The sequence below is a fragment of the Methylophaga sp. UBA678 genome (assembly GCF_002299105.1).
GTDB lineage: Bacteria > Pseudomonadota > Gammaproteobacteria > Nitrosococcales > Methylophagaceae > Methylophaga > Methylophaga marina.
Genome location: NZ_DBNG01000006.1, coordinates 69,878 through 91,123 on the forward strand (window position 1 = coordinate 69,878; position 21,246 = coordinate 91,123).

General features: G+C 43.8%; 22 protein-coding genes. 7 read left to right on the top strand and 15 right to left on the bottom strand.

The genetic code is table 11. The features are described from left to right. Positions 1 to 60 precede the first annotated feature (60 nt). From B3014_RS02195 to B3014_RS02205, 3 genes are read right to left on the bottom strand one after another with little or no spacing between them, the layout of a single operon-like run. A complete protein-coding gene (locus B3014_RS02195) occupies positions 61 to 1,464 on the bottom strand; it encodes an efflux transporter outer membrane subunit (RefSeq protein ID WP_289244282.1) in 1,404 nt (467 codons plus the stop codon). After that, positions 1,461 to 4,631 (bottom strand): efflux RND transporter permease subunit, encoded by a 3,171-nt coding sequence (locus B3014_RS02200; protein ID WP_289244283.1) that lies wholly within the window; start codon positions 4,629 to 4,631, stop codon positions 1,461 to 1,463. The genes B3014_RS02195 and B3014_RS02200 overlap by 4 nt, the downstream gene beginning before the upstream one ends. A 6-nt stretch (positions 4,632 to 4,637) precedes the next feature. Beyond that, positions 4,638 to 5,807 carry an efflux RND transporter periplasmic adaptor subunit gene (locus B3014_RS02205; protein WP_289244284.1) on the bottom strand — a complete coding sequence of 390 codons (1,170 nt, stop codon included), beginning with the start codon at positions 5,805 to 5,807 and terminating at the stop codon, positions 4,638 to 4,640. 181 nt (positions 5,808 to 5,988) lie between these two features. Here B3014_RS02205 and B3014_RS02210 point away from each other — a divergent pair, with 181 nt between their 5' ends. Genes B3014_RS02210 through B3014_RS02220 form a run of 3 tightly spaced genes read left to right on the top strand, consistent with a single transcriptional unit; the run spans position 5,989 to position 8,547 of the window. Further along, positions 5,989 to 6,654, top strand: a complete 666-nt coding sequence (locus tag B3014_RS02210) for a response regulator (RefSeq protein ID WP_289244285.1) — start codon at positions 5,989 to 5,991, stop codon at positions 6,652 to 6,654. Continuing rightward, positions 6,651 to 8,024 (top strand): sensor histidine kinase, encoded by a 1,374-nt coding sequence (locus B3014_RS02215; RefSeq protein WP_289244286.1) that lies wholly within the window; start codon positions 6,651 to 6,653, stop codon positions 8,022 to 8,024. The genes B3014_RS02210 and B3014_RS02215 overlap by 4 nt, the downstream gene beginning before the upstream one ends. Continuing rightward, positions 8,008 to 8,547: a DUF3750 domain-containing protein gene (locus B3014_RS02220; RefSeq protein ID WP_289244400.1), complete on the top strand. Its 540-nt coding sequence runs from the start codon at positions 8,008 to 8,010 to the stop codon at positions 8,545 to 8,547. The genes B3014_RS02215 and B3014_RS02220 overlap by 17 nt, the downstream gene beginning before the upstream one ends. A gap of 24 nt (positions 8,548 to 8,571) precedes the next feature. On the opposite strand, the gene B3014_RS02225 is transcribed toward B3014_RS02220, so the two are convergent. Beyond that, a complete protein-coding gene (locus B3014_RS02225; RefSeq protein ID WP_289244287.1) occupies positions 8,572 to 9,663 on the bottom strand; it encodes a DUF748 domain-containing protein in 1,092 nt (363 codons plus the stop codon). Positions 9,664 to 10,125: 462 nt separating this feature from the next. Between B3014_RS02225 and B3014_RS02230 the strand changes: the two genes are divergently transcribed. After that, a complete protein-coding gene (locus B3014_RS02230; protein WP_289244288.1) occupies positions 10,126 to 10,983 on the top strand; it encodes a hypothetical protein in 858 nt (285 codons plus the stop codon). A gap of 190 nt (positions 10,984 to 11,173) precedes the next feature. Here the strand turns inward: B3014_RS02230 and B3014_RS02235 are convergent, their stop codons facing one another. Continuing rightward, complete coding sequence (locus B3014_RS02235) at positions 11,174 to 12,190, bottom strand: amidohydrolase family protein (RefSeq protein ID WP_289244289.1); 1,017 nt, start codon at positions 12,188 to 12,190, stop codon at positions 11,174 to 11,176. A gap of 160 nt (positions 12,191 to 12,350) precedes the next feature. On the opposite strand from B3014_RS02235, the gene B3014_RS02240 reads away from it, so the two are divergent. Continuing rightward, positions 12,351 to 12,803, top strand: a complete 453-nt coding sequence (locus B3014_RS02240; protein WP_289244290.1) for a protein tyrosine phosphatase family protein — start codon at positions 12,351 to 12,353, stop codon at positions 12,801 to 12,803. Positions 12,804 to 12,838: 35 nt separating this feature from the next. Here the strand turns inward: B3014_RS02240 and B3014_RS02245 are convergent, their stop codons facing one another. Genes B3014_RS02245 through B3014_RS02260 form a run of 4 tightly spaced genes read right to left on the bottom strand, consistent with a single transcriptional unit; the run spans position 12,839 to position 15,147 of the window. Further along, a complete protein-coding gene (locus B3014_RS02245; RefSeq protein ID WP_289244291.1) occupies positions 12,839 to 13,312 on the bottom strand; it encodes a nuclear transport factor 2 family protein in 474 nt (157 codons plus the stop codon). 22 nt (positions 13,313 to 13,334) lie between these two features. Further along, positions 13,335 to 13,934, bottom strand: coding sequence for a glutathione S-transferase family protein (locus tag B3014_RS02250; protein ID WP_289244292.1), 600 nt, complete (start codon positions 13,932 to 13,934; stop codon positions 13,335 to 13,337). A 55-nt stretch (positions 13,935 to 13,989) separates the two neighbouring features. Then, a complete protein-coding gene (locus tag B3014_RS02255; RefSeq protein ID WP_289244293.1) occupies positions 13,990 to 14,550 on the bottom strand; it encodes a pyridoxamine 5'-phosphate oxidase family protein in 561 nt (186 codons plus the stop codon). A 51-nt stretch (positions 14,551 to 14,601) separates the two neighbouring features. Then, positions 14,602 to 15,147: a carboxymuconolactone decarboxylase family protein gene (locus tag B3014_RS02260; protein ID WP_289244294.1), complete on the bottom strand. Its 546-nt coding sequence runs from the start codon at positions 15,145 to 15,147 to the stop codon at positions 14,602 to 14,604. Positions 15,148 to 15,271: 124 nt separating this feature from the next. On the opposite strand from B3014_RS02260, the gene B3014_RS02265 reads away from it, so the two are divergent. Further along, on the top strand, positions 15,272 to 16,171 hold the full coding sequence (locus B3014_RS02265; protein WP_289244295.1) for a LysR family transcriptional regulator: 900 nt from the start codon (positions 15,272 to 15,274) through the stop codon (positions 16,169 to 16,171). Between the two features lie 53 nt (positions 16,172 to 16,224). Here B3014_RS02265 and B3014_RS02270 read toward each other — a convergent pair whose 3' ends face one another. From B3014_RS02270 to B3014_RS02295, 6 genes are read right to left on the bottom strand one after another with little or no spacing between them, the layout of a single operon-like run. Continuing rightward, positions 16,225 to 16,668 (bottom strand): DoxX family protein, encoded by a 444-nt coding sequence (locus B3014_RS02270; protein WP_289244296.1) that lies wholly within the window; start codon positions 16,666 to 16,668, stop codon positions 16,225 to 16,227. After that, complete coding sequence (locus B3014_RS02275) at positions 16,655 to 17,416, bottom strand: DNA-binding domain-containing protein (RefSeq protein ID WP_289244297.1); 762 nt, start codon at positions 17,414 to 17,416, stop codon at positions 16,655 to 16,657. Before B3014_RS02275 ends, B3014_RS02270 begins: the two co-directional genes overlap by 14 nt. After that, entirely contained in the window at positions 17,409 to 18,251 is an 843-nt protein-coding gene (locus B3014_RS02280; RefSeq protein WP_289244298.1) for a DUF692 domain-containing protein, read from the bottom strand. Before B3014_RS02280 ends, B3014_RS02275 begins: the two co-directional genes overlap by 8 nt. 29 nt (positions 18,252 to 18,280) lie before the next feature. After that, the gene (locus tag B3014_RS02285) at positions 18,281 to 18,556 is read right to left on the bottom strand and encodes a DUF2282 domain-containing protein (RefSeq protein ID WP_289244299.1); all 276 of its coding nucleotides are present in this window, start codon (positions 18,554 to 18,556) and stop codon (positions 18,281 to 18,283) included. A gap of 24 nt (positions 18,557 to 18,580) precedes the next feature. Continuing rightward, positions 18,581 to 18,898: a thioredoxin family protein gene (locus tag B3014_RS02290; protein ID WP_289244300.1), complete on the bottom strand. Its 318-nt coding sequence runs from the start codon at positions 18,896 to 18,898 to the stop codon at positions 18,581 to 18,583. Between the two features lie 60 nt (positions 18,899 to 18,958). Further along, the gene (locus B3014_RS02295; protein ID WP_289244301.1) at positions 18,959 to 19,435 is read right to left on the bottom strand and encodes a YHS domain-containing (seleno)protein; all 477 of its coding nucleotides are present in this window, start codon (positions 19,433 to 19,435) and stop codon (positions 18,959 to 18,961) included. Between the two features lie 340 nt (positions 19,436 to 19,775). Between B3014_RS02295 and B3014_RS02300 the strand changes: the two genes are divergently transcribed. Beyond that, positions 19,776 to 21,245: a phospholipase D family protein gene (locus B3014_RS02300; protein WP_289244302.1), complete on the top strand. Its 1,470-nt coding sequence runs from the start codon at positions 19,776 to 19,778 to the stop codon at positions 21,243 to 21,245. The last annotated feature ends 1 nt before the right edge of the window (position 21,246 follow it).

Sequence of the window (21,246 nt, forward strand, 5' to 3'; positions counted from 1 at the left end):
AAAATATCTTGTTAAAGAAAAAGGGCGCTAGTTACTAACGCCCTGATCATATTAACGCTGCTAAGGTTTGACTTGCCAGCCACCACCTAAGGCTTTGTAAATAGCGACTAAATTAAGCCCTGAAGTAATTTCGCTGTTTGCTAAGGTATCTTCTGCTTCCAGTAATGTTCGTTCAGCATCTAGCACATCAAGAAAATTATCATAGCCACTATCAAAGCGATTTCTGGCCATGGTGGCAGATTGTTTTGCCGAAGCCGCAGCTTCTTGCAATTCAGCACGCCGTTGTTCCTCGTTAGAAAAATCACTCATCGCGGACTGTAATTCTTCAAGTGCTGATAATACCGTCTTCTCATATTGTGCCAACGCAACTTCAGTTTGGGCATCAGCTTGATCGACATACGCTTTCAAGCGATCACGATCAAAGACTTGCCAACTGATCGATGGACCAATTGAGCCGGCGAGGGCAGTGGTACCAAAGCTACTCAAATTAGTAGAAATAAAACCTAAAGAGCCAAGAATACTGACCTTGGGAAATAAATCCGCCACGGTCAGATTATAATCCGCCACACTGGCTGCCAATGTACGTTCAGCTGAGCGGATATCTGGGCGTCGGGTAAGCAACTGTTGCACGTCGCCCACGGCTACTGTTAGCGGTAATGTCGGTAGAGCTTTAGTCTCAGACAAACGACTACGTAAAGCATCTGGTACTTGCCCTGTTAAAACAGAAAGACTGTTTATGGTCGAATCTATCTGCGCTCTTAATGGTGGAATCGTGGAGCGAGTCAGACTGAGTTGTGTTTTGGCACGACTCACATCCAGAGCACTGGCTCCGCCGGCATTCAATATCTTTTCTGTTAATTCAAAGGTTTCATTTTGATTTTCAGCATTTCGCTCAGCAATATCCAAACGATACTGTGCCCCGCGTAGAGTAAAGTATTGTCTTGCGACTTCTGCGGCGACACTGACATACATTTGTTGCAAGTCGGCAGCGATAGCTTGTTCCTGAGCCAGTTGTGACTCAATGCCATAGCTGACACGTCCAAAAATATCTAATTCCCAATTGGCATCAAAGCCTGCTTCATAGATATCAGCCGCGCGAGTGTTCGCATTTTGTGTTTCCTCAGAATACAGGTTACGACTATAACCACCGTTTGCATCGACTGTCGGGTATCTATCTGAACCCACTGCTCTGGATAAAGCACGAGCCGCCTGTAGGTTCGCCAGTGCAATCCGTACATCCAGATTATGGACTAATGCTTTTTCAACGAGTTGCGTTAATTGTGGATCCTGAAAAGCTGTCCACCAATCTGCGATAGGTTGCTGTGCATTAGCAAACTGGTAGGTGTCATCACTCAGTTGTGTCGCTTCAACCGTCTTATCCGTCGTGGGTGACTGATAATCACGAAATTGAGCACAGCCAGTGATGGACAGGCTAATTAAGGTACACAAGATCATTTTGTTCATGATTTTTCTCCTGTCGCCTGTTCAGGTTTGAAGTAAAGCGCAACCCGACGACAAATCACATAAAACACTGGGGTAAATATTAACCCGAAGAAGGTCACGCCAAGCATGCCTGAAAACACTGCGATACCTAATGCCTGACGCATTTCAGCACCCGCACCTTGAGCGATGGCCATGGGCACAACACCTAGAATGAAAGCGAAGGATGTCATCAAAATAGGGCGTAAACGTAGTCTGGCTGCTTCAACGGCTGCATCCCAGACAGAACGTCCCTGACGCTCCAGCTCTCGGGCGAACTCAACAATCAATATGGCATTTTTCGATGCTAAACCTACCAGCACGACCAAGCCTATTTGCGTCAGAATATTGTTATCCATTTTTGCCAGATAAACACCGGTGATCGCTGATAACAGACACATCGGTACAATCAGGATGATAGAGAACGGCAATGCCCAGCTTTCATATTGTGCAGCCAATAATAAAAACACAAACACAACAGCTAGTAGGAAAGCCAAAGCAGCAGTATCACCGGTTGCTTTCTCCTGATAGGCAATTTCAGTCCACTCATAACCAATGCCATCAGGCAGAATTTTTTCTGCTAGTTCTTCCATGGCATCAAGTGTTTGGCCACTACTGAAGCCTTCCGCACTACTGCCCATAACACCTGCTGCTGGATATAAGTTATAGCGTGGCACTCGAGAAGGGCCAGAGGTATCACGCACTGTGGCAAACGAGCCTAGAGGCACCATATCGCCATTAGTACTTCTGACACGGATTCGAAGTGCATCATCTACAGATAAACGATCTTCAGCTTCAGCTTGAGCGGTTACTCTAAATGTCCTTCCTAAGTAATTGAAATCATTAACATAGACTGAACCAATAAAGACTTCTAATGCCTCAAATACATCAGGCACAGGTACGTTCAGTCGTTCAGCTTTATTACGGTCAATATCCAAATAGATTTGCGGATTATTAGTATTAAAGAAAGAATAAACAGCCGTTGTAGCAGGGCTATCAGGGCTATTTGCCGCAGCGGCCATATCGGTTGCTGCTTGCTCTAATACTTTTAAGCCACGGCCACCACGATCCTGAAGCATCATCTTGAAGCCGCCAGCACTACCAATACCGGGCACAGGAGGGCGTTCAAATACCGCCACCTTGGCTTCTTTGAAGCTGGCAGCCACAGCACGCATATCACTTAAGATAGTCTGATATTCAATGCCTTTAGCTATACGATCTTCAAATGGGTCTAGTGGTGTAAATATCACGGCGGCATTAGATTGAATGGTTCTGGTCGCGCCAGAAAACCCTGTAAAACCAACCGCGTTTTTCAGACCGGGTACGGCTAACATTTCCTCAGTGACCGCCTGAACCACCTTGTCCGTAGCATCAAACGAGGCGCCGTCAGGCAATGTGATAGCCACGATCAACGAACCTTGATCTTGTGACGGAATAAACCCCGTCGGTACACGGTTAAACTGAAATGCGGTTAAGGTCATCAGGCCCGCATAAATCACTAACATGATCAGTCCCATGCGAATGGTTTTACCGACAAACCACCCATAGCGATTCGATAAGCCTTCCATACCACGGTTGAAACCATTGAAAAATGCTTTTACCGGTGAGCGGTACCATTTAACGGGTTTCTCTGGTTTATCCTGATCGTGAGACTTCATCAAAATGGCGGCGAGTGCTGGTGATAAGGTCAGTGATACAGCGACCGAGATCATGGTGGCAACAGCGATGGTAATTCCAAAGGCTTGGTAAAACTCACCTGAAATGCCTTCAAGGAACAGGGTTGGCAGAAAGACGGCAACCAATACCAGCCCCATGGCAATTAATGCTGAACCTACTTCATCCATAGTTTTACGGGCTGACTCACGAGGCGACAGTCCATTACGCAGGTTCCGCTCCATATTTTCAACGATAACAATCGCATCATCCACCACGATACCAATCGCCAAAACCAGACCAAATAATGTCAGGTTGTTTAACGAGAAACCAATGGCTGACATCACTGCAAACGTACCAATAAGTGATACTGGAATAGCCACAATAGGAATAATCGCTGCACGCCAGGTTTGTAAGAAAACCAGGATAACAATGACCACCAAAAAAACGGCTTCATAAACGGTCATTTTTACTGCATCAACCGATTGTTCGATAAAGTCCGTCGGGTTATAGGCAAATTCGTAAGTCATACCCGGTGGAAATTCAGCCGCGATATCTTCCATTTCAGCTTTGATCTGATTGGCTGTTTCAATCGCGTTGGTACCAGGACGTTGGAAAATAGGCAAGGCAACCGCCTGTTTACCACCCAAATAACCTTTGGTGATGTATTCCTGTGCGGCTAGTTCTATTCGCGCCACATCACGTAGTCGAACAATACGACTATCATCACTGGCTTTAACAATAACTTCACCAAACTCTTCAGGTGTCGTTAATCGACCTTGTGTCTGGACGATGTACTCGTAATAGTTCTGATCGGGTTGTGGTGCACGGTTTAAGGTACCACTGGCGACCTGGACATTTTGATTACGGATAGCAGAGATAACATCACCCGCCGCGATATCATAAGACTGCATTAAGTCAGGTTTTAACCAGATACGCATCGCATAATCTGAGGCACCATAAACAGGGACTTCACCCACACCATCAATACGACGAATACGATCACGTATATTCAATACGCCATAGTTAGCAAGATAATTTTGATCGTAGGTACCATCTGGTGAGGAGAGGTTGATAACGATCATCAGATCAGGTGAGTTCTTCTTGGTGGTCACACCTAAAGCACGAACACTTTCTGGTAATTTGGCTTCAGCTATAGCGACGCGGTTTTGAACTAATACTTGGGCTGTATCCAGATCCGTTCCCAGTTCAAAGGTAATGCTCAACGTCATTGAACCATCGGCAGAGGATTGTGAGTACATATAAAGCATGCCCTCAACCCCGTTGACTTCCTGTTCAATCGGTGTGGCCACCGTTTCAGCCACTGTTTCTGCGGTTGCACCAGGATACGTCGCTGATACTTGAATCGTCGGTGGTGCTACTTGTGGGTATTGCTCAATCGGTAAACTCAAATAGGCCATATAGCCAATAATGACAACGATAATGGAAAGTACCGAAGCAAAAATAGGCCTATCAATAAAGAATTTTGGAAAATTCACAGTCGCTTATTCCTTATCAGTTTTTGTGGTGTTCGTTGTGTCATCAGCAGCCTGTTTTCCTAAAACATTGAGTGGTTTCCACTCAAGTTCGACAACATTAGGCGTAACTTCCTGACCACTAGCTCGTATGCGTTGAATACCATTTACAACAACTTTTTCATTACCCGTTAAGCCAGTGCTGACCACAATCAAATCATTTTCAAGTAAATTGCCAACCGTGACATACTGACGTTTGATGGCATTGTTCTCATCGCTGATATATACGAACTTTTTATCCTGATCTGTGTTGATGGCATTCTCAGGCACCAGTATGGCGTCATAGTTAGCACGACCTAACAAGCGAGCACGGCCAAACAGACCTGGATAAATAATGCCTTCATCGTTGTTCACCGTAGCGGTGGCCTGAATCGTACCGGTGGCATCGTCGACCACATTGTCAACAAAGTGCATTTTGCCTTCGTGATAGAACTTATCTTCGTCCATCAGTTTGATATAGATAGGGTTAGGACTGGAATCGCTGCTGGGGCGTTGACCTGCACGATCAAGACGGAGATATTTTAATAAGTCGCCTTGCGAGCCTTCGAAGCGGAAGTGAATAGGGTTGGTACTGACGATGCGTGTCAAAATCGTCTCGTTTTCTTCAACCATATTACCGATATCAACATAACTATCACTGATTTTGCCGTCGATGGGCGAAGTCACTTCAGTAAAGCTTAACTGAAGTTTGGCATTGTTTAATGACGCTTCTGTAATTTGAAGTTCCTGGAAACGTCTGTCGACTTCTTCTTGTGAAATCGCGTTGGATTCACGCAACAGATGGGCGCGATCCAATTCTTTTTTGGCGAGTTCATGTTGCGCCTGAATTTGCTTTAGCTCATAACGAAAAGGTCGAGGGTCAATCACATACAATACATCGCCTTTTTTAACTTGCTGACCATCTTTAAATTTTTTCTCTATGAGATAGCCCGTTACCCGTGCTCTTAAATTAACGTTATTGATGGCTTCGAAACGGCCTGTAAACTCATCCCAATCCGTCAGTTTATGTTGAAGAGGAACAGCTACATCCACCTCAACTGGTGGGGGAGCGGCCTGTTCAGCAGGTTGATTCTCAGGCTCAGAACAAGCAACTAACATTAAGGAAAAAGCAGATATGAGTGTTAAAGGAATGACTCGCATGGTAAACATCTCTTATAAAAATTTAATTGGGTTACTGGTTCGTTAATCAGAGCAACATATACATAAAGCTGTGTAATTTACATCAAGTCTATGAGTCAAACGTTAGCTCTACATTATGTCGTTTTTAATATTCACTTAATGTTAATAACCATAATAAGTGTGTAATTATTGGGAATCATGTATGTATATTTTACTGGTTGAAGACAATGACATCGTCGGTGATGGCATCAAACAGGGGCTGGAAACATTAGGCCACAGCACCGATTGGGTAACAGATGCCCATACTGCCAATCAGGCTATTCAGCATGTGAACTATGATGTCGTGATACTTGATTTAACATTACCTGATTACGATGGCATGACATTACTGACCAAGTGGCGTCAAAATAAAATATTACTGCCTGTACTTATCCTGACTGCACGAGATGCTATCCCGGATAGAGTCACCGGTCTTTCTGCTGGTGCCGATGATTATCTGACGAAACCCTTCGACTTTGATGAGTTAGTGGCGCGATTACAATCCATCACACGCCGTATCGCTGGCCGGGCAGATAATGTGATTACTTTCGAGCACATTAGTTTCAATCCCACTAAAGGTGAAGTCAAAGCGAATGGTCTTCCAGTTAAGTTATCTAAAAGTGAACTGATTGTGCTTGAAGCCTTGATGCATCAACCAGGAAAAGTGGTGAACACGGAACAATTACAAGATAGACTCTATGGCTGGGCTGAGGGCGTGGCAAGTAACGCTGTCGCAGTACATATTCATAACTTGCGTAAAAAGCTGGGTACGGATCTCATTTGTACTGAACGCCGTTTAGGCTATTTTTTAGCCGTGGACAAACAATGAAAGGTAGCCTAAGAAATAAACTCCTGCTGTCGGTACTTCTGGTCACCGGTATTTTATGTTTGGCTATCGGTCCATTCATGTACCACACCATTAAAAGCGATGTGAAACAGATTCTTGATGATCGCTTAGCCGCCTCAGCAAAAATGTTGTCTCATATTGTTCATCAATACGATGTAAAGAATGAAAAGCCATCCTCATCATTGACCAATGAACTGATTCAACAAATAGAAAAAAATAGAGAAAATACAGAGGTCATTGTCTGTAATGTCACTCGTATTGATGGCGAATTAATTATCAGCACTGAAGATGATAACCGTGATGTCTTAACCTCTGTCAAAGATGGCTACAGCTTCGTTCGGGATAATGGCACTATCTGGCGCGTATTCAAATTAACCGAGCACGGCATTTCAGTCACAACTGCCGAGAAGCTGGATAAGCGTCGTCAACTCTTTAATATCGTCTTGATTGGGGTAGTGATTCCCTGGGTACTGGCTGTTTTGACGCTGATTATCTCTCTGTATTTTATTATTCAGCGCGTATTTAAACCCATGACACAGCTACAGGATCATTTTGATACCCATACGGGCAGCAGTTTGACACCCATCGAAATTGACGATGTGCCAAGTGAAGTCAAGGGGGTGATTGCCGGCTTTAATGCTTTGTTGGCTAGAGTCAAAGCCGTGCTGGAAAGTGAACGTCGCTTTACTGCAGATGCTGCTCATGAACTGCGAACACCGTTGGCAGGCATTACGACCCAACTACAAGTCGCCATGCTCAAACAAGGTGCGGAAGCGGACTGCAATCTGAAACAAGCCAACCTGGCGGTTAAACAGCTAACAGAACTGCTTGATCAATTATTAATGCTGGCAAGACTCGATGCCGAGCAGATGGCAGCGATCACGGTAAGCAGCAGCGCTAGCGAAATCACTAGCAAAGCATTAACGCCGCTTCACGCTATGATCAAAGAAAGTCAGGTAGAAATTCATAAAATTATTCATAGCGATCAGGATTTATTTTTGCCACAAGAACTTGTCGCTGTCGCTATCAGAAATGTGATAAAAAATGCCATTCAATTCTCGGTGCCAGAGCAGTCAGTGTCAATCCTGGTGACAGAACAAGATGATTTTGTGACCTGGAAGATAACGGATGAAGCAGGGGGCATTGATGCTGAGTTATTACCAAATGTGACTAATCGTTTTGTGCATGACAAGAAAAAAGGTAATTTTGGTCTGGGCTTGAGCATCACCAAAGCCATTGTCGATATTCTCAATGGCGAGCTAAAGATTGCCAATACAAAAACCGGTTTGCGTGTTGAAATCTCTTTACCACACTCCAGTCAAGGTTTAGATCGTGATGACACGTTTACTTAATGTGGTGACCACATTTATGTTGGTATTTGCCTTGAATGCTTGCACCTCTCAAGACTGGCGAACGGCTAGTCGTGAACCTGCTGGTATTGCAGCTGATCCGAAGGTAGAAAAACAAGCCATCATCGAGGTATATGCTGCTGATGCGTTTAGCTGGCGAGGCTGGTTCGCCGTGCATACCTGGATAGCGATAAAACCAGAAAATGCGGCGAATTATACGGTCTATGAAGTGGTGGGCTGGCGAGTAGAGCGTGGTTTGTCTGCTTTACGTGAGTTTCAAACTACGACACCAGACACCTATTGGTATGGTGCCAGACCCGAGAAAATATTGTCTCTAAAAGGGAATAAAGCCGCCGAATTAATTCCTGAAATTAAAACCGCAGTAGCCAATTACCCCTGGGCAGATGAGTATTCTTTATTACCTGGTCCGAATAGCAACACTTTTCCGGCCTGGGTAGGCTTACAAGTTAAAGAACTCGGACTAAAAATGCCATTTCGAGCCATTGGCAGTGGTTACGCAGACTAAGCTGTTTATCACTAAACAAACACACTATTCTTGTCGAAATTGTTTATCGTAGGCTTCCACAAAAGCATTATGCAGTATGGATAAGAAAGCTTGCCATGGACTAATATTCTCCTGATCCAAGCTGCCACTGATCTGAATCTCGGCAGCAATTCTGTCCTTAGGTTGATTACGGAAAATTTGTCCCAATGCGGCCATAACTGATTCCCACACAACATTAATGAGTCCTTCATCACTGTCTTCACTAAGATCTAAGATGGTCACGTTATCTAAAATGGGACGGGCGTATCCCTCTAGCTGTCCATCCACCGCTTTGAGGGACATTAACAACTCACCCTGACCTGACTCCATATTAAAGTTGGCATAAGCTTCAGTCAGATCATTGAGTTTGACGGCATCGACATTTTCTACTTTTAATTTAATATCAAAATTACGAAATCTTCCGAGCGGGTTCAGCTTTCCATCGATAGATAACTTAGCCGTTTCTAGCACTGTTCCTTTAAAAGATAATGCCGAATCTTTGGCATCATCCCGATTGCTCAAACCGCTAAACTGTCCATTTAAATCGCTCAATACAAGGTGAACGGGCGGTTCAGACTGAAAGTTGTGAAAGTGCAGCTGCCCTTGTTTTATAGCAAGACGTTCGATTCTAATTGGTAGCAGTTGTTGCAGCATCTCTCGCCAATCGGTGCCAGCACCTGTTTGCACCTTCTCATCATTTGCATCCACAAAATGTACTTCAGGATCGATAAGCTCTACATTAGCTACCACTGCACCACGGAGTAGTGCGGACCAGCTAATTGAGAGATCGATGCTATGCGACTCAAAGAAGGTGACGGGGATATCTCTGTCTGTTTTGACGATCTTAATGCTGTTTAAGGTATAGGCACCACGCCAGAGTGCGATATCAACATCCTCAATATGCGCACTGTAATCGCCCATATTGGCTAGCTTCTCATTGAGATAATTTTTGACTAAGGTTGGTAGTGCCAGTTGGGTAGCCACAAGTAAAGCTACAAATGCGATAGCAATAATGAGAATAGGCTGTGCCTTACCCGCTTGTTTGTTATTGGCTTGCGCTATTCCTGTGTGAATACTGTCCATTTGACGATATTGCATGTCCCACTCCTTAATGACACTACTATGTGAATCTCATTTAAGTTCAATTATTTAATAACAGAACAAAAAGCGACCCTTAGTTAAAATATAGCAATCTTGGTACTCAACCTGTTGTCTTGGCGCTGTTTCAATGACTTATTTCATATTACACGCGATGCCTAAAAGTGCTTAATGGCATCCGGCATTGGAGCAAGAAAATTGTCACAGTCTAAATATATTGAGACGACTTTCGCTCTCTTAACCTAGGTAAAGCCAAATACAAAATTAAGTTGTTAGCATCAGCTTGTTCTTCATCACTTAACAGCTGATTTTTCTTAACACTATTCACCATTAAGCTGTGCATTTCAATTTTGAGTATTCGTTTTTCAAGAGGTCAGTCAGTCATAGTTAAGATGCTGGTGAACAATCACAATGCAGTATTTATTCATAAATACTGATTCTAAAAAATATAAAGGACGCAATATGGACATTCTCAGAACGAATAACGACAGCAGTGTGTCATGGGCTTCAATTTTTGCCGGTGCCACCATCGCAGCCGCGATGACTTTACTTTTATTGATCCTGGGTTTTGGTCTTGGCTTCTCTGTTATTTCACCGTGGGAAAGTGAAGGCTTAAGTATGGAGACCATCGGTGTATCAACCATTGTCTGGTTAACCATTACCCAAATACTTGCCTCAGGCCTCGGTGGTTATGTAGCTGGGCGCTTACGAACGCGTTGGGTAGATATTCATGTAGATGAAAGCTATTTTCGTGACACCGCTCATGGTCTGATCAGTTGGGCGGTTGCGACCTTAATAGTTGCTACATTAGTTGTCTCAAGTGTCGGTGCGGCTATTACAGGAACCGCTAAAACAGGCGCTGCGATAACAACTGGTGCAGCCTCAGCTACCCCGGTGATCAGTAACGCGATCTCTGAGTCATCAGACTATGTTAGCAATGCACTTTTGCGTACGGAAACAGGCCAACAAATGGTTGAACGTGCCGATGATGATATACGTAATGAGCTCAGCACTATTGTTGTTCAATCACTACAGGATGGTGAATTGAATGAAAATGACAAACAGTATGTGGTTAGTATAGTGGCGAACTACACTAACCTGAACCAGCAACAAGCCGAACAACGTGTTAACGAAGTCATTGATCGTGCGTTAGCTAAGGCTGACGAGGCAGAACAAGCCGCACGTGAAGCTATGGAAGAGGCACTTTCAGCAGCAACCTTTGCGTCATTATGGTTGTTCATTGCCTTATTAATCGGTGCATTTATGGGCAGTCTGATGGCAACAATAGGTGGTCGTCAACGTGATGCGATCGTTCATTAAACCATATCGTTAATATCGAGCTTTCTTTTTAAGGAGAAATACTATGCGAGCTATTCTTTTATGGTTAATAGGTGTGCCTATCCCAATCATTATCTTATTAGCAATCTTGCTATAAATGAGTGATTAACAACGAAGAGGAGCCACACTAGTGGCTCCTTTTTTATTTAGAAGAGTCAGCTGGAATGTTCTATCAGTCCTTCATTGTGTCAGTACCAGCCGGGTTAGGTAACAGAGTGAGAAAGTTATCATGAGCAATCGCTTTTGCTACGTCCTCTGGTAGTGCATCTAATACTGGATCAAACCCATGCATAATTTTACCGATATTATCAAAGCTGCCGACCACATCACTACCAATCACAAACCGCGTTGGGTACTGCTTAAGTAATGCCAGCCATTTCGGACGAGGCTTGCCTTTTTCATTGAGTAAATACGGTTCAATCATTGTCCACGATAAATCGATGGTCAGATTATCGTACTTCTCTAGTAGCTCTTCTAGAAGCGGTCGGATAAAGTCCAGCTCCTCCTGATGACGATGCAGTTCTTTACTGGTACCAGCATGTGCCCAGATAAACTTTACATCAGGATTCTTGCCAAGAGCTTCTTCTAATTCTTCTAAATACAAGGGGTTACGCTCACGTTTTGATGTAATATTGCTATGTAGTAAAACAGGTAAATCAAACTCAGCGGCAAGTTTATAGACTTTCATCATCGCTTCACTATTGGCTCGAGGCGCGCTGCCATGTATTAAAGCGGTGAGATCGTCATGACGTGTAAACACTTCACCAATGCCTTGCCAAAATCCTGGGTTAAGCTCTAATGCACGACGGATATGGTTCACCGCATTTTTATCATCTGGGTTAAAGCCAGATAAGAAAGGAATAAAGCGTTTCTGTTGTTCAGTACTTAGATTTTTTATCGCAGCGTGTAGCTCAAGATCGGTGCCGCTATACCAATAAATCGGGGCATCATCCCCCGCATAATAGCGTGGTTTTTTGGGTTCATTTTCATCCCATGTCTTGGCAACGGGAATCCCCATAATGACAGCCTGGCTTATATCACTCTCATCCATCACCTTCAGTAAGGCCGGCATGCCATCTGTTTCCTGAAAAAAATCGACGTAATGTAAATGTCCATCTATATAGTCACGTGCTGAGACAAGCTGACTTATCAGCAAGCACGAAAAAGCGAATCCTGTTTTTAACTTCATTGTTATTGTTCATTCTATTTTTATTATTAAAGGTATTCAGAGTGTCAATTCAACAAAGAGTTCACAAAGAGTCGCCATGCCGTTGCTTATCCAATATGATTCATGTTAACAGGTCATGATAATCTTAAAGCGCCATAACAAGAAATGGAGTATTTCGATAATGGAAACCACCATTAAGAATGCGTTGAATGTGACACCTAACATTGCCAGTTCTGGACAACCCACTATCGACGAGTTTGAGCAAATTGCAGAGCAGGGGGTTCAAGTCATCATCAATCTGGCGATGCCTGATTCTACGTCAGCTATTGAAAATGAAGGCAGTATCGTCACCAGTCTAGGTATGACGTATATCCACATACCTGTGCCATTTGACGCCCCCAGTCAGACTCATTTAGAGCAGTTTCTTAATATTATGAAAGCATTTTCAGCGCATAAAATCTGGGTTCACTGTGCCATGAACTACCGTGCATCAGCTTTTTTATATCTTTATCTTCGTATTGTTGAAGAGAAACCAATTTTTGAAGCAAAACGTGCTTTATTAACTGAGTGGTTACCCAACGAAACATGGGCCACTTTTATCAAAGATTCAGAATCACTGTTATTGCCAGAGTGAAAAAAGCTCCGAACTAAAAGTCCGGAGCTGCTTGTTTATAAGTTTAAATCACTCAAACTTGGGTGGTCATCAGGTCGTCTACCTAATGCCCAATGAAATAAACGATCGGATTCTTTAATCGGCAAATCATTGATACAAGCAAAGCGACGCTGCATCAGACCTTGCTCATTAAATTCCCAGTTTTCATTACCATACGAACGAAACCAGTTGCCACTATCATCATGCCATTCGTATGCAAACCGCACAGCTATGCGATTTTGTTCAAATGCCCACAGCTCTTTTATTAGACGGTAATCGAGTTCTCTTGCCCATTTCTTTTGCAAAAAGTCTTTGACTTGTTCGCGGCCACGAGGAAATTCAGCACGGTTACGCCAGATAGTATCTTCGGTATACACCTGTGCCACACGATCCGGGTCACGGCTGTTCCAGGCATCTTCAGCCATACGCACTTTTTGTGTAGCCAAGGCTTCATCAAATGGCGGAAGAGGGGGCTTAATATCGGTTGTCATAGTGTTGTTCTCCAAAATAGATTTATAAATTAATGCCTGGCATGGATATATAGTTTGGTAAAGCTTCAAACCGCGTCAGCCACGCAGTGATGTTCTGATAGGGACTAAGATCGACCTGGCCTTCATGTGCTAAAGCCAGATAGGGGTACATAGCGATATCTGCAAGACTCAGTCTGTCGATGACTAGCCATTGTTTATCAGCTAAGTGACGGTCAATGATGTTCAGCAGTTTTGTCGTCGTATCTGTAGCGTGTTTAAGGTCGATAGGTCGGCCCATTTTATGATGCAGACGTAATCTGGCCGGGCCATTTTGTAGCTCATTGGCTGCTGTCGATAACCATGATGTGATATTAGCTAACTCAGCAGGATCATCCGACCAAAACCTGTCTTCACCATATTTTTTAGCTAAATACACCAAAATAGCCTGGCTATCACGAATGACAAGACCTTGATCATCAATCACCGGTGCCTGACCAAATGGATTTAACTTCAAGAAGTCATCACTTAATTGTTCAGATGTGCCTAAATCCAAATCATAGGTCTGATAATTCAAGCCTAAAAAAGCTAACATCAGTCGTACTTTATGGCAGTTACCCGATAATGCAATATTGTATAAGATCATTTTTTTGTCGCTCTTGTAAAAGGCAAATAAAATAGCTTTTTCAATCAATTACACGCTAATCATCAACTAAAAACTGTACAAACTCATCCTGAGTATAACGAGGCGTAATGTACTTCGGACAGTTCCAGTCCATCGCGTCAATGGTGATGACAATGCCTCGCTCAACAGGTGCTCTGAAATCAGCGAGTTCAAGTTGTGCCATCAAGCCAGCGTATTCGGCTTCCTGAATCACCTCAGCATGACCCCAGATTTTAAGGCGGCGAGTTTGAGCATAATCCATCAAAAACAGACAGACTTTATTATTACCCTGAATATTGCCTACAGTGAGGTACTGTCGGTTACCACGAAAGTCAGCAAAACCAATCTGTTTATCACTCAGTACCTTGAGAAAACCTTTGGGTCCACCTCGATGCTGAATATACGGCCAGCCATCATCGTTACTTGTGGCAATATAAAAACTATCCCGTTGTTTGATAAATTGCTCAGTTCGCTTATCAATACACACATCATCGGTATCACCTTGCTCGAATACCTGATACGTTTCCCGGCTACCCATTTCAGACTGTAACTGTTTTACATTGTCTGTGAACGCGATTTTTGCAAATGCTCTGGCCATAACACCTCCTCAGAATAGTTGCCCGATCGGCAAAAGACCGGGCAATATCCGTTAAGCCGCCTGATTCAGTTCAACTTTCGGGAAGTCGATATCTACCCGACTGGCCTTACTCAGAATATTGGTTAATAAATTCATGCCCGTGTGGGTAATGACTTCAACAATATCGGCATCAGTGAAACCAGCATCACGCATTTCCTGCACTTCCGCATTCGTCACTTCGCCTGTGTGCTCAGCTAATGTCCGTGCAAACTTCACAGCAACAGCGGCTTTGGCATCCTGACTGTCACCCTGACGGTTGGCATTGATTTCATCGGTATTTAAACCCGTCTTACGTCCAATAGCGGTGTGAGCTGATAAGCAATACCCACATTCATTTTTCTGAGCCAGCGTCAGCGCAATTCGTTCACGTGTGGCGGCGTCCAAAGAGCCATTGCCAGCAATATGATGAAAGCCCAGGAACGCTTTTAAGGCATCCGGTGAGTTAGCAAAGACCCGAAGGAAGTTTGGCACAATGCCCAGTGATGATTGGATAGCAGCAAATAATTCAGCTTGTTCATTGTTGGCTATATCATCAGTGATGGTTTTGATTCTGCTCATGTTTGTTCTCCTGTTATCAGTAAATAATGCTGTTGTGTTTCCAGCGAGAACATTATTCGCTATTATCAGAAATATAATAATCAGCCAAATGATTAATTAACTATTGCATAAAGTGGAATAATGAATGGACCGACTACATTTAATGACTGTCTTCGTGGCCGTGGTTGAGAATGAAGGCTTTGCCAGTGCAGCACGTAAACTCAGACTTAGTCCTCCAGCCGTTAGTCGTGCCGTTTCAGAACTGGAAACACGTCTCGGTGTAAAGCTATTGCACAGGACAACCCGCCACCTGCAAATCACCGATGCAGGCCAACGCTATTACAAAGATGCCAAGCAGATTGTCGCTCTATCAGAAGAAGCAGATGATGCCGTCAGAGGTAGAAATGCAACACCGAGAGGAATGGTCAGAATTACCGCCTCAGTATTATTCGGGCGGCTATATGTGATGGATGGCATTATCAGCTATTTAAAAAACTATCCTGACATGCAGGTGGATGCTTTATTCGTTGATCGTGTCGTCAATATGCTGGAAGAGGGTGTCGATGTCGCAATTCGAATTGGTGAGTTACAGGATTCATCCTATAAAGCCATCAAAGTCGGGGCTATTCGTCGTGTTCTCTGTGCGTCAACGGCATATCTGAAAGAATATGGCTACCCGAAAAAACCAGAAGATTTATCCAATCATAAAATCATTTTAGCCAGAGGACTCAGCCCCAGTAATGAGCTTAAGTTTATTGATAAAGGCAAAGCAAGCAGTGTCAGGGTAGACCCATTTTTAGCTGTCAGCGATAACTTCTCGGCAGAAAAAGCTGTATTAGCGGATATGGGGATATCACGTTTCCTGTCTTATCAAGTAGCAGAGAGCCTGGAGAGTGGGGCATTAAAAATCATTTTGAGTGATTACGAGCATCCACCCGTGCCCGTGCATGTGGTGCATAGAGAAGGTCGCTATTCTTCAGCCAGAACAAAATCCATGATTGACTGGATGGTAGATCACCTACGTTCACAAACATCATTGAACTAAAACAAAAGGAGGCAGTGACTCATTGTCACTCACCTCCTGATGCCGGTTGAATATTAGTGACTGTTAAAAACAAATCTATCCACGGCTATTTTTCCAGGGCCCCATAGTATTAAAGCAAACAGCAACCCACCCCAGATAACATGTAGTAATAACGCTGCCGGTGGCATGTCTGCGAGGCTAAAAACTGCCACAATATTAAAGATAAACAAGCCGATAGCGGCGACCGGAGTGATTAAGCCCATGAGCAGCAACACGGGTAAAGCAATCTCTGCGGCCGTGCCAAGATAAGCCGCAATATCATGTCTTAAAAAAGGCACCATGTATTCATATTCAAATAAAAACAGGGTCGACTCCCAGTCTTTTAATTTGTTAAAACCAGCAAAGAAAAAGACAGAGAACAAGTAAAACCTGACGCCCAGTAACGTTAAAGATTCAAGTACCGAACGTGCTTTTGTCAGATGTCCCAGATATGGGACGCGTAAATTAAGATAAGTCATCGTATTTCTCCTGATAGAAACCAGTGACAAGTCCTTCACTGGTGGATTGTTGTAACCACGTTTCAAAATCAAATTGAGGATTAACCTGGTCCAGTGCATCAGATATACCGTGACTAGAAAGCGTCAGCTTGATCCAATCAAGTTCTGTCTCATCCAGTTCACGAACATTGGCTTTCCAGTGTGGCCGCCAAACTAGAGCATGTTGACCTGCACCGTCTGTGAGTTTGTTTTTTGCCTGCTGAAGAAAGGATTGGCGTTGATTTTCATCTCGGGAGTGATGTGCCAGCCAGATATCCACAACAGGATAGCTGGATTCAAGTAGCGTCACTCCAGCACAATATTGAAGTTTAAGACTTGCCAATTCCGTCTCTGAGGCAATCTCAAATCCCATGACATTCTCGATATCACTGGCTCGTTCAGCGTGATGACAAAGCCAATCCAGCCGGGCACAATCAGCAATAAAAGCATAATCACCCAGGCTAGCTTGCTGCTCTAACCAGTCAGGAAATGTTTTGCCCCATACACCCCAGTCACCTTCCTCTAACATTTCATACTGGATAAAATCTTTAATCAGCGAGTTAAAGACGTCCTCACCAAGCAATGGCACAACGGTTGGGTAGGTAATAGCTAAGGCTCTGTTAGCATTCATTAGCAGATTATTTCTGTAAATAGACAGTACCTCAGAGCCAAAAGATGACTCACCCTGATGCCAAAGGGCCTGTAATAGGTCTGACTGATAATTAGCCATGACCTGACACCTGATTGGCATAATCTTTAGCCATGGCGGCTTGAGTGGTGAGCTCAGACCAGTCAGGCAACTTGGTATCCCATTCAATTAAGGTGGGCACCTTACCAAAACGTTTGATGGCTGCTGAAAATGCTGTCCAACATTCATCACTCACGGGTCCACTATGATCATCAATCCACATCTCAGCTGAGGGCTCAGCTATTCCGGCTAAATGGATTTCACCGACAATGCCAGTATCTAACTCAGATATGAATTCTAAAGCGGCCTCTAAAGGTGACCGGGACTGCTGATTGACAGCGTTTACTTGAATGTTATGAAGATCCAGCAACATCGCACAGCCGGTTGATTGACAAAGTAAATTGAAAAACTCTGCTTCGGGTATGACAGAGCCAGAGATGGGTAAATATGATGAAATATTTTCAATCAGTAGTTGCTGACCAAAAATATCCTGCACGCGTCGAATGTTACGACACATGACATTCAACGTTTCTTTATCAAACCGGATCGGAAGCAAATCACCAGCATGAACGGTATGGCCATCCTCATTCGACCAGCTAAAACAAGCGTGATCCGATACTAAAAAGGGTGAATAACGTTCAATCAACCGCCGCATCTTTTGGATATGGACGAGTGGCGGGGGAGCCAAAGACCCCAAACCGAGCGAAGTCCCATGAAAGCTTAGCTTATAATTCTCAGCAATCATCTCCAGGATGGCATGTGACACACCACCATCAGCAAAAAAATTCTCAGTATGCACTTCAACGAAGTCTACGGAGGCTGATTGCAAAGCCGCTTCATAATGTTTGGAGCGAAGCCCCACACCCACTTGCATCATCTCAGCCTCCATAGGTTCGCACATGGTCATTAGTTAGTGAGAAGCTTTTTCGCTTCATCTTTGGATAAGCCACCAAGGTCAGTACACGTACCTGCAGGTACTAATTTCCACTCCCCCGGATCATTATCCTTTTTAGACTGGGCTGCACATGAATGCGTACCCGCCAGATTGGCACAATCGTTTTGACCTGCTTTCGCTACGCCGTAGCATTTCTCTTTACTGGCAGCATAAGCATTAATCGGGGCTGTCACGCCAAGGGAAACAGTCGCAGCAATGGCGGCTGCAATAATTGCGTTATTTTTCATATCATCATTCCTTATATATAAGTATTAAGCTTCGATAGTGTGGTTAATCCACGTATGTACGTTTTCAACCGGCTGTGAACCCACGAGTGAATCAACCTCTTGGCCGTTTTTAAGCATGACCAGTGTTGGCACAGACCGCACACGAAAGGTCTCACGCACGTTCGGCATATCATCCACATCCACTTCAGCCACGCTGATATCACTACGTGATGCCGAGACTGACTCAATAATCGGGGTATAGATTTGGCAAGGGTTGCACCATGAGGCTGAAATTTTCAGTAATAAATACTCATGACGTTGTTTCTCAGCTTCTAGCGCTTCATGTGATCTGATTCGTTGCATTTTTACACTCCTTAATAAAAGCCCTGACTCAGCCAATTGAGTTAAGCCAGGGCTTATGCACTAGAACGTTTCAAGTGTTTTATCACTGAAGGTTTTGATCGTCGGCCAGGTGTCATTGGCGTTAGTGATGTAGCCTGGAATATCTTCAACCCAGATTTTTTGGACATCTTTATTCAGGTTCAGATAAAGCTTGCCATCCACCACTCGCCAAGCCATTGGGTCAGTATCAAACTTTCTACCTTTGGTGACACCGAAGGCACAAAAGCCACCATACTGAGGGGCATATTTGCTTGGCTCGGCACGGAATAAATCACGATTCTGTTCACTGCTAAAGTGATAGATCGCATTTTTATATGTCGCTGTATAGTCACTAGTGCCTTTAGTCGGTGCTGATTGAGTGAAATAAGCCACCGGGTCATAACCTTGAATAGCCAGGTCATTGGCATTGGCATTCATATCAATATCAGCAGCGAATGTCGCTGCTGACAGGCTAAGGGCAACCGCTGCTGAGGTACTTAATAAAATGTGTTTTAACATTGTTAACATCTCCATATAGGTATTTGTATTAATTACAGTTTTGATTCTTTAAACATTAAGTCACTGACGATTTTCGAATCAGTGGAGACATTATTTCTCATTCGGTTTTATAAAATAATAGGTCGAATGATTAAAAAACTATTACGCAAAATGAAACAATCAGGCAATGCACCCACTCAGTAACTACAGGCGACATTGGGCGTCATATTGTCTACGAAAACAAAACACGTTGATTTATAGATAACGATGAATAGTGATACTTTATGTAAATAGTCATAATTCGAAACAAAGATAAAACGTTTCTCACGTCACTCTTTATCAACCGGACTTATTGATAAACATGTCATTCAAAAGTAAACAACAACGATCTTTATTCAGCACAAAAAAGCAGAGGAAGGGTAAATGGCGTTGGCTATTGTTATTACTTTTGATATCTATTTCTGTCGCCGTCTATCACGTTTATAAGCCATTGCCTCCGGGCGTTGATTTCTCAGGCCCTCAACGAACGGCGAGCAACGTGCAGTTTCTAGCAGACAGAACCTTTACTGTCGGAGGTGAACGTCAAACACAGCAGCAGATTTTCGATGAAGTGTTCGAGATGATTGCCAATGCTCGCCACCTGGTGCTGGTTGAAATGTTTTTGTTTAATGACTATCAAGGCAAAGGTTCGGAACAACATAGAGCACTTTCAGATGAACTCACCCAAGCCTTAATTACACAAAAACAGCGTTATCCTGCTCTGGAAATACAGCTTATTTCTGATCCCCTTAATACTCTTTATGGCGGACTACCTTCCAAACATTTCACTCAACTTAAAGCGGCTGGCATACCTGTCACACAAACAAAACTGACCAAACTACGTGATAGCAACCCGGCTTATTCTGGTTTTTGGCGTTTATTTGTTCAGCCATTTGGCAATAGCGAAGGTGGCTGGCTGCCGAATCCTTTTGGTGAAGGAGAAGTCTCCGCAAGAAGTTATCTCAACCTAATGAATTTCAAAGCGAATCATCGCAAACTGATCATTGCAGATAATGGAGACGAATTAACCGCATTAGTCACCTCAGCTAATCCACACGATGGAAGCAGCGCCCACGACAATGTCGCCTTACGCTTTAATGGACAGGCAGCTTGGGATTTACTTGAGAGTGAAAAAGCGGTGCTGGCCATGTCAGCTAAAGCTTTACCTAAAGTCGAACTAGAGCAACCTTCTGATAACACAGACACCAACCTTACCGTTCAGGTCGTCACTGAACAGGCTGTAGAAAAAGCCGCATTAGCCATGATTAACCAAGCCAAAACTAAGGATAAACTGGATATGGCAATGTTCTATTTATCCGATCGGGAGATTATCGACGCTCTCAAATCAGCACAACAACGAGGCGTAATATTAAGAGTCTTACTAGATCCGAATAAAGACGCCTTCGGACGTGAAAAGAATGGCATACCTAATCGTCCGGTCGCTCATGAATTAACACAAGCCGGCATCACCGTTCGCTGGTGTGATACCCACGGCGAACAATGCCACGCTAAATGGCTGATGCGTCGCGGTGCTGGTGAAACGACGATGTTACTCGGCTCAACCAATTTCACCCGACGAAACCTGCATAACCTGAACCTTGAAACCAGTGTTGTACTTAAAGGTCCAGCCAACGCAGCACCTTTGCGACGTGGCCAAAGCTGGTTTGATGAATGTTGGTATAACCTCTATGGCCGACATTACAGTGTCGACTATGAAAACTATGCGGATGAAAGACTCTGGCCCAGATTGTTATATCGCACGATGGAAGCAACAGGGTTAAGTACGTTTTAGC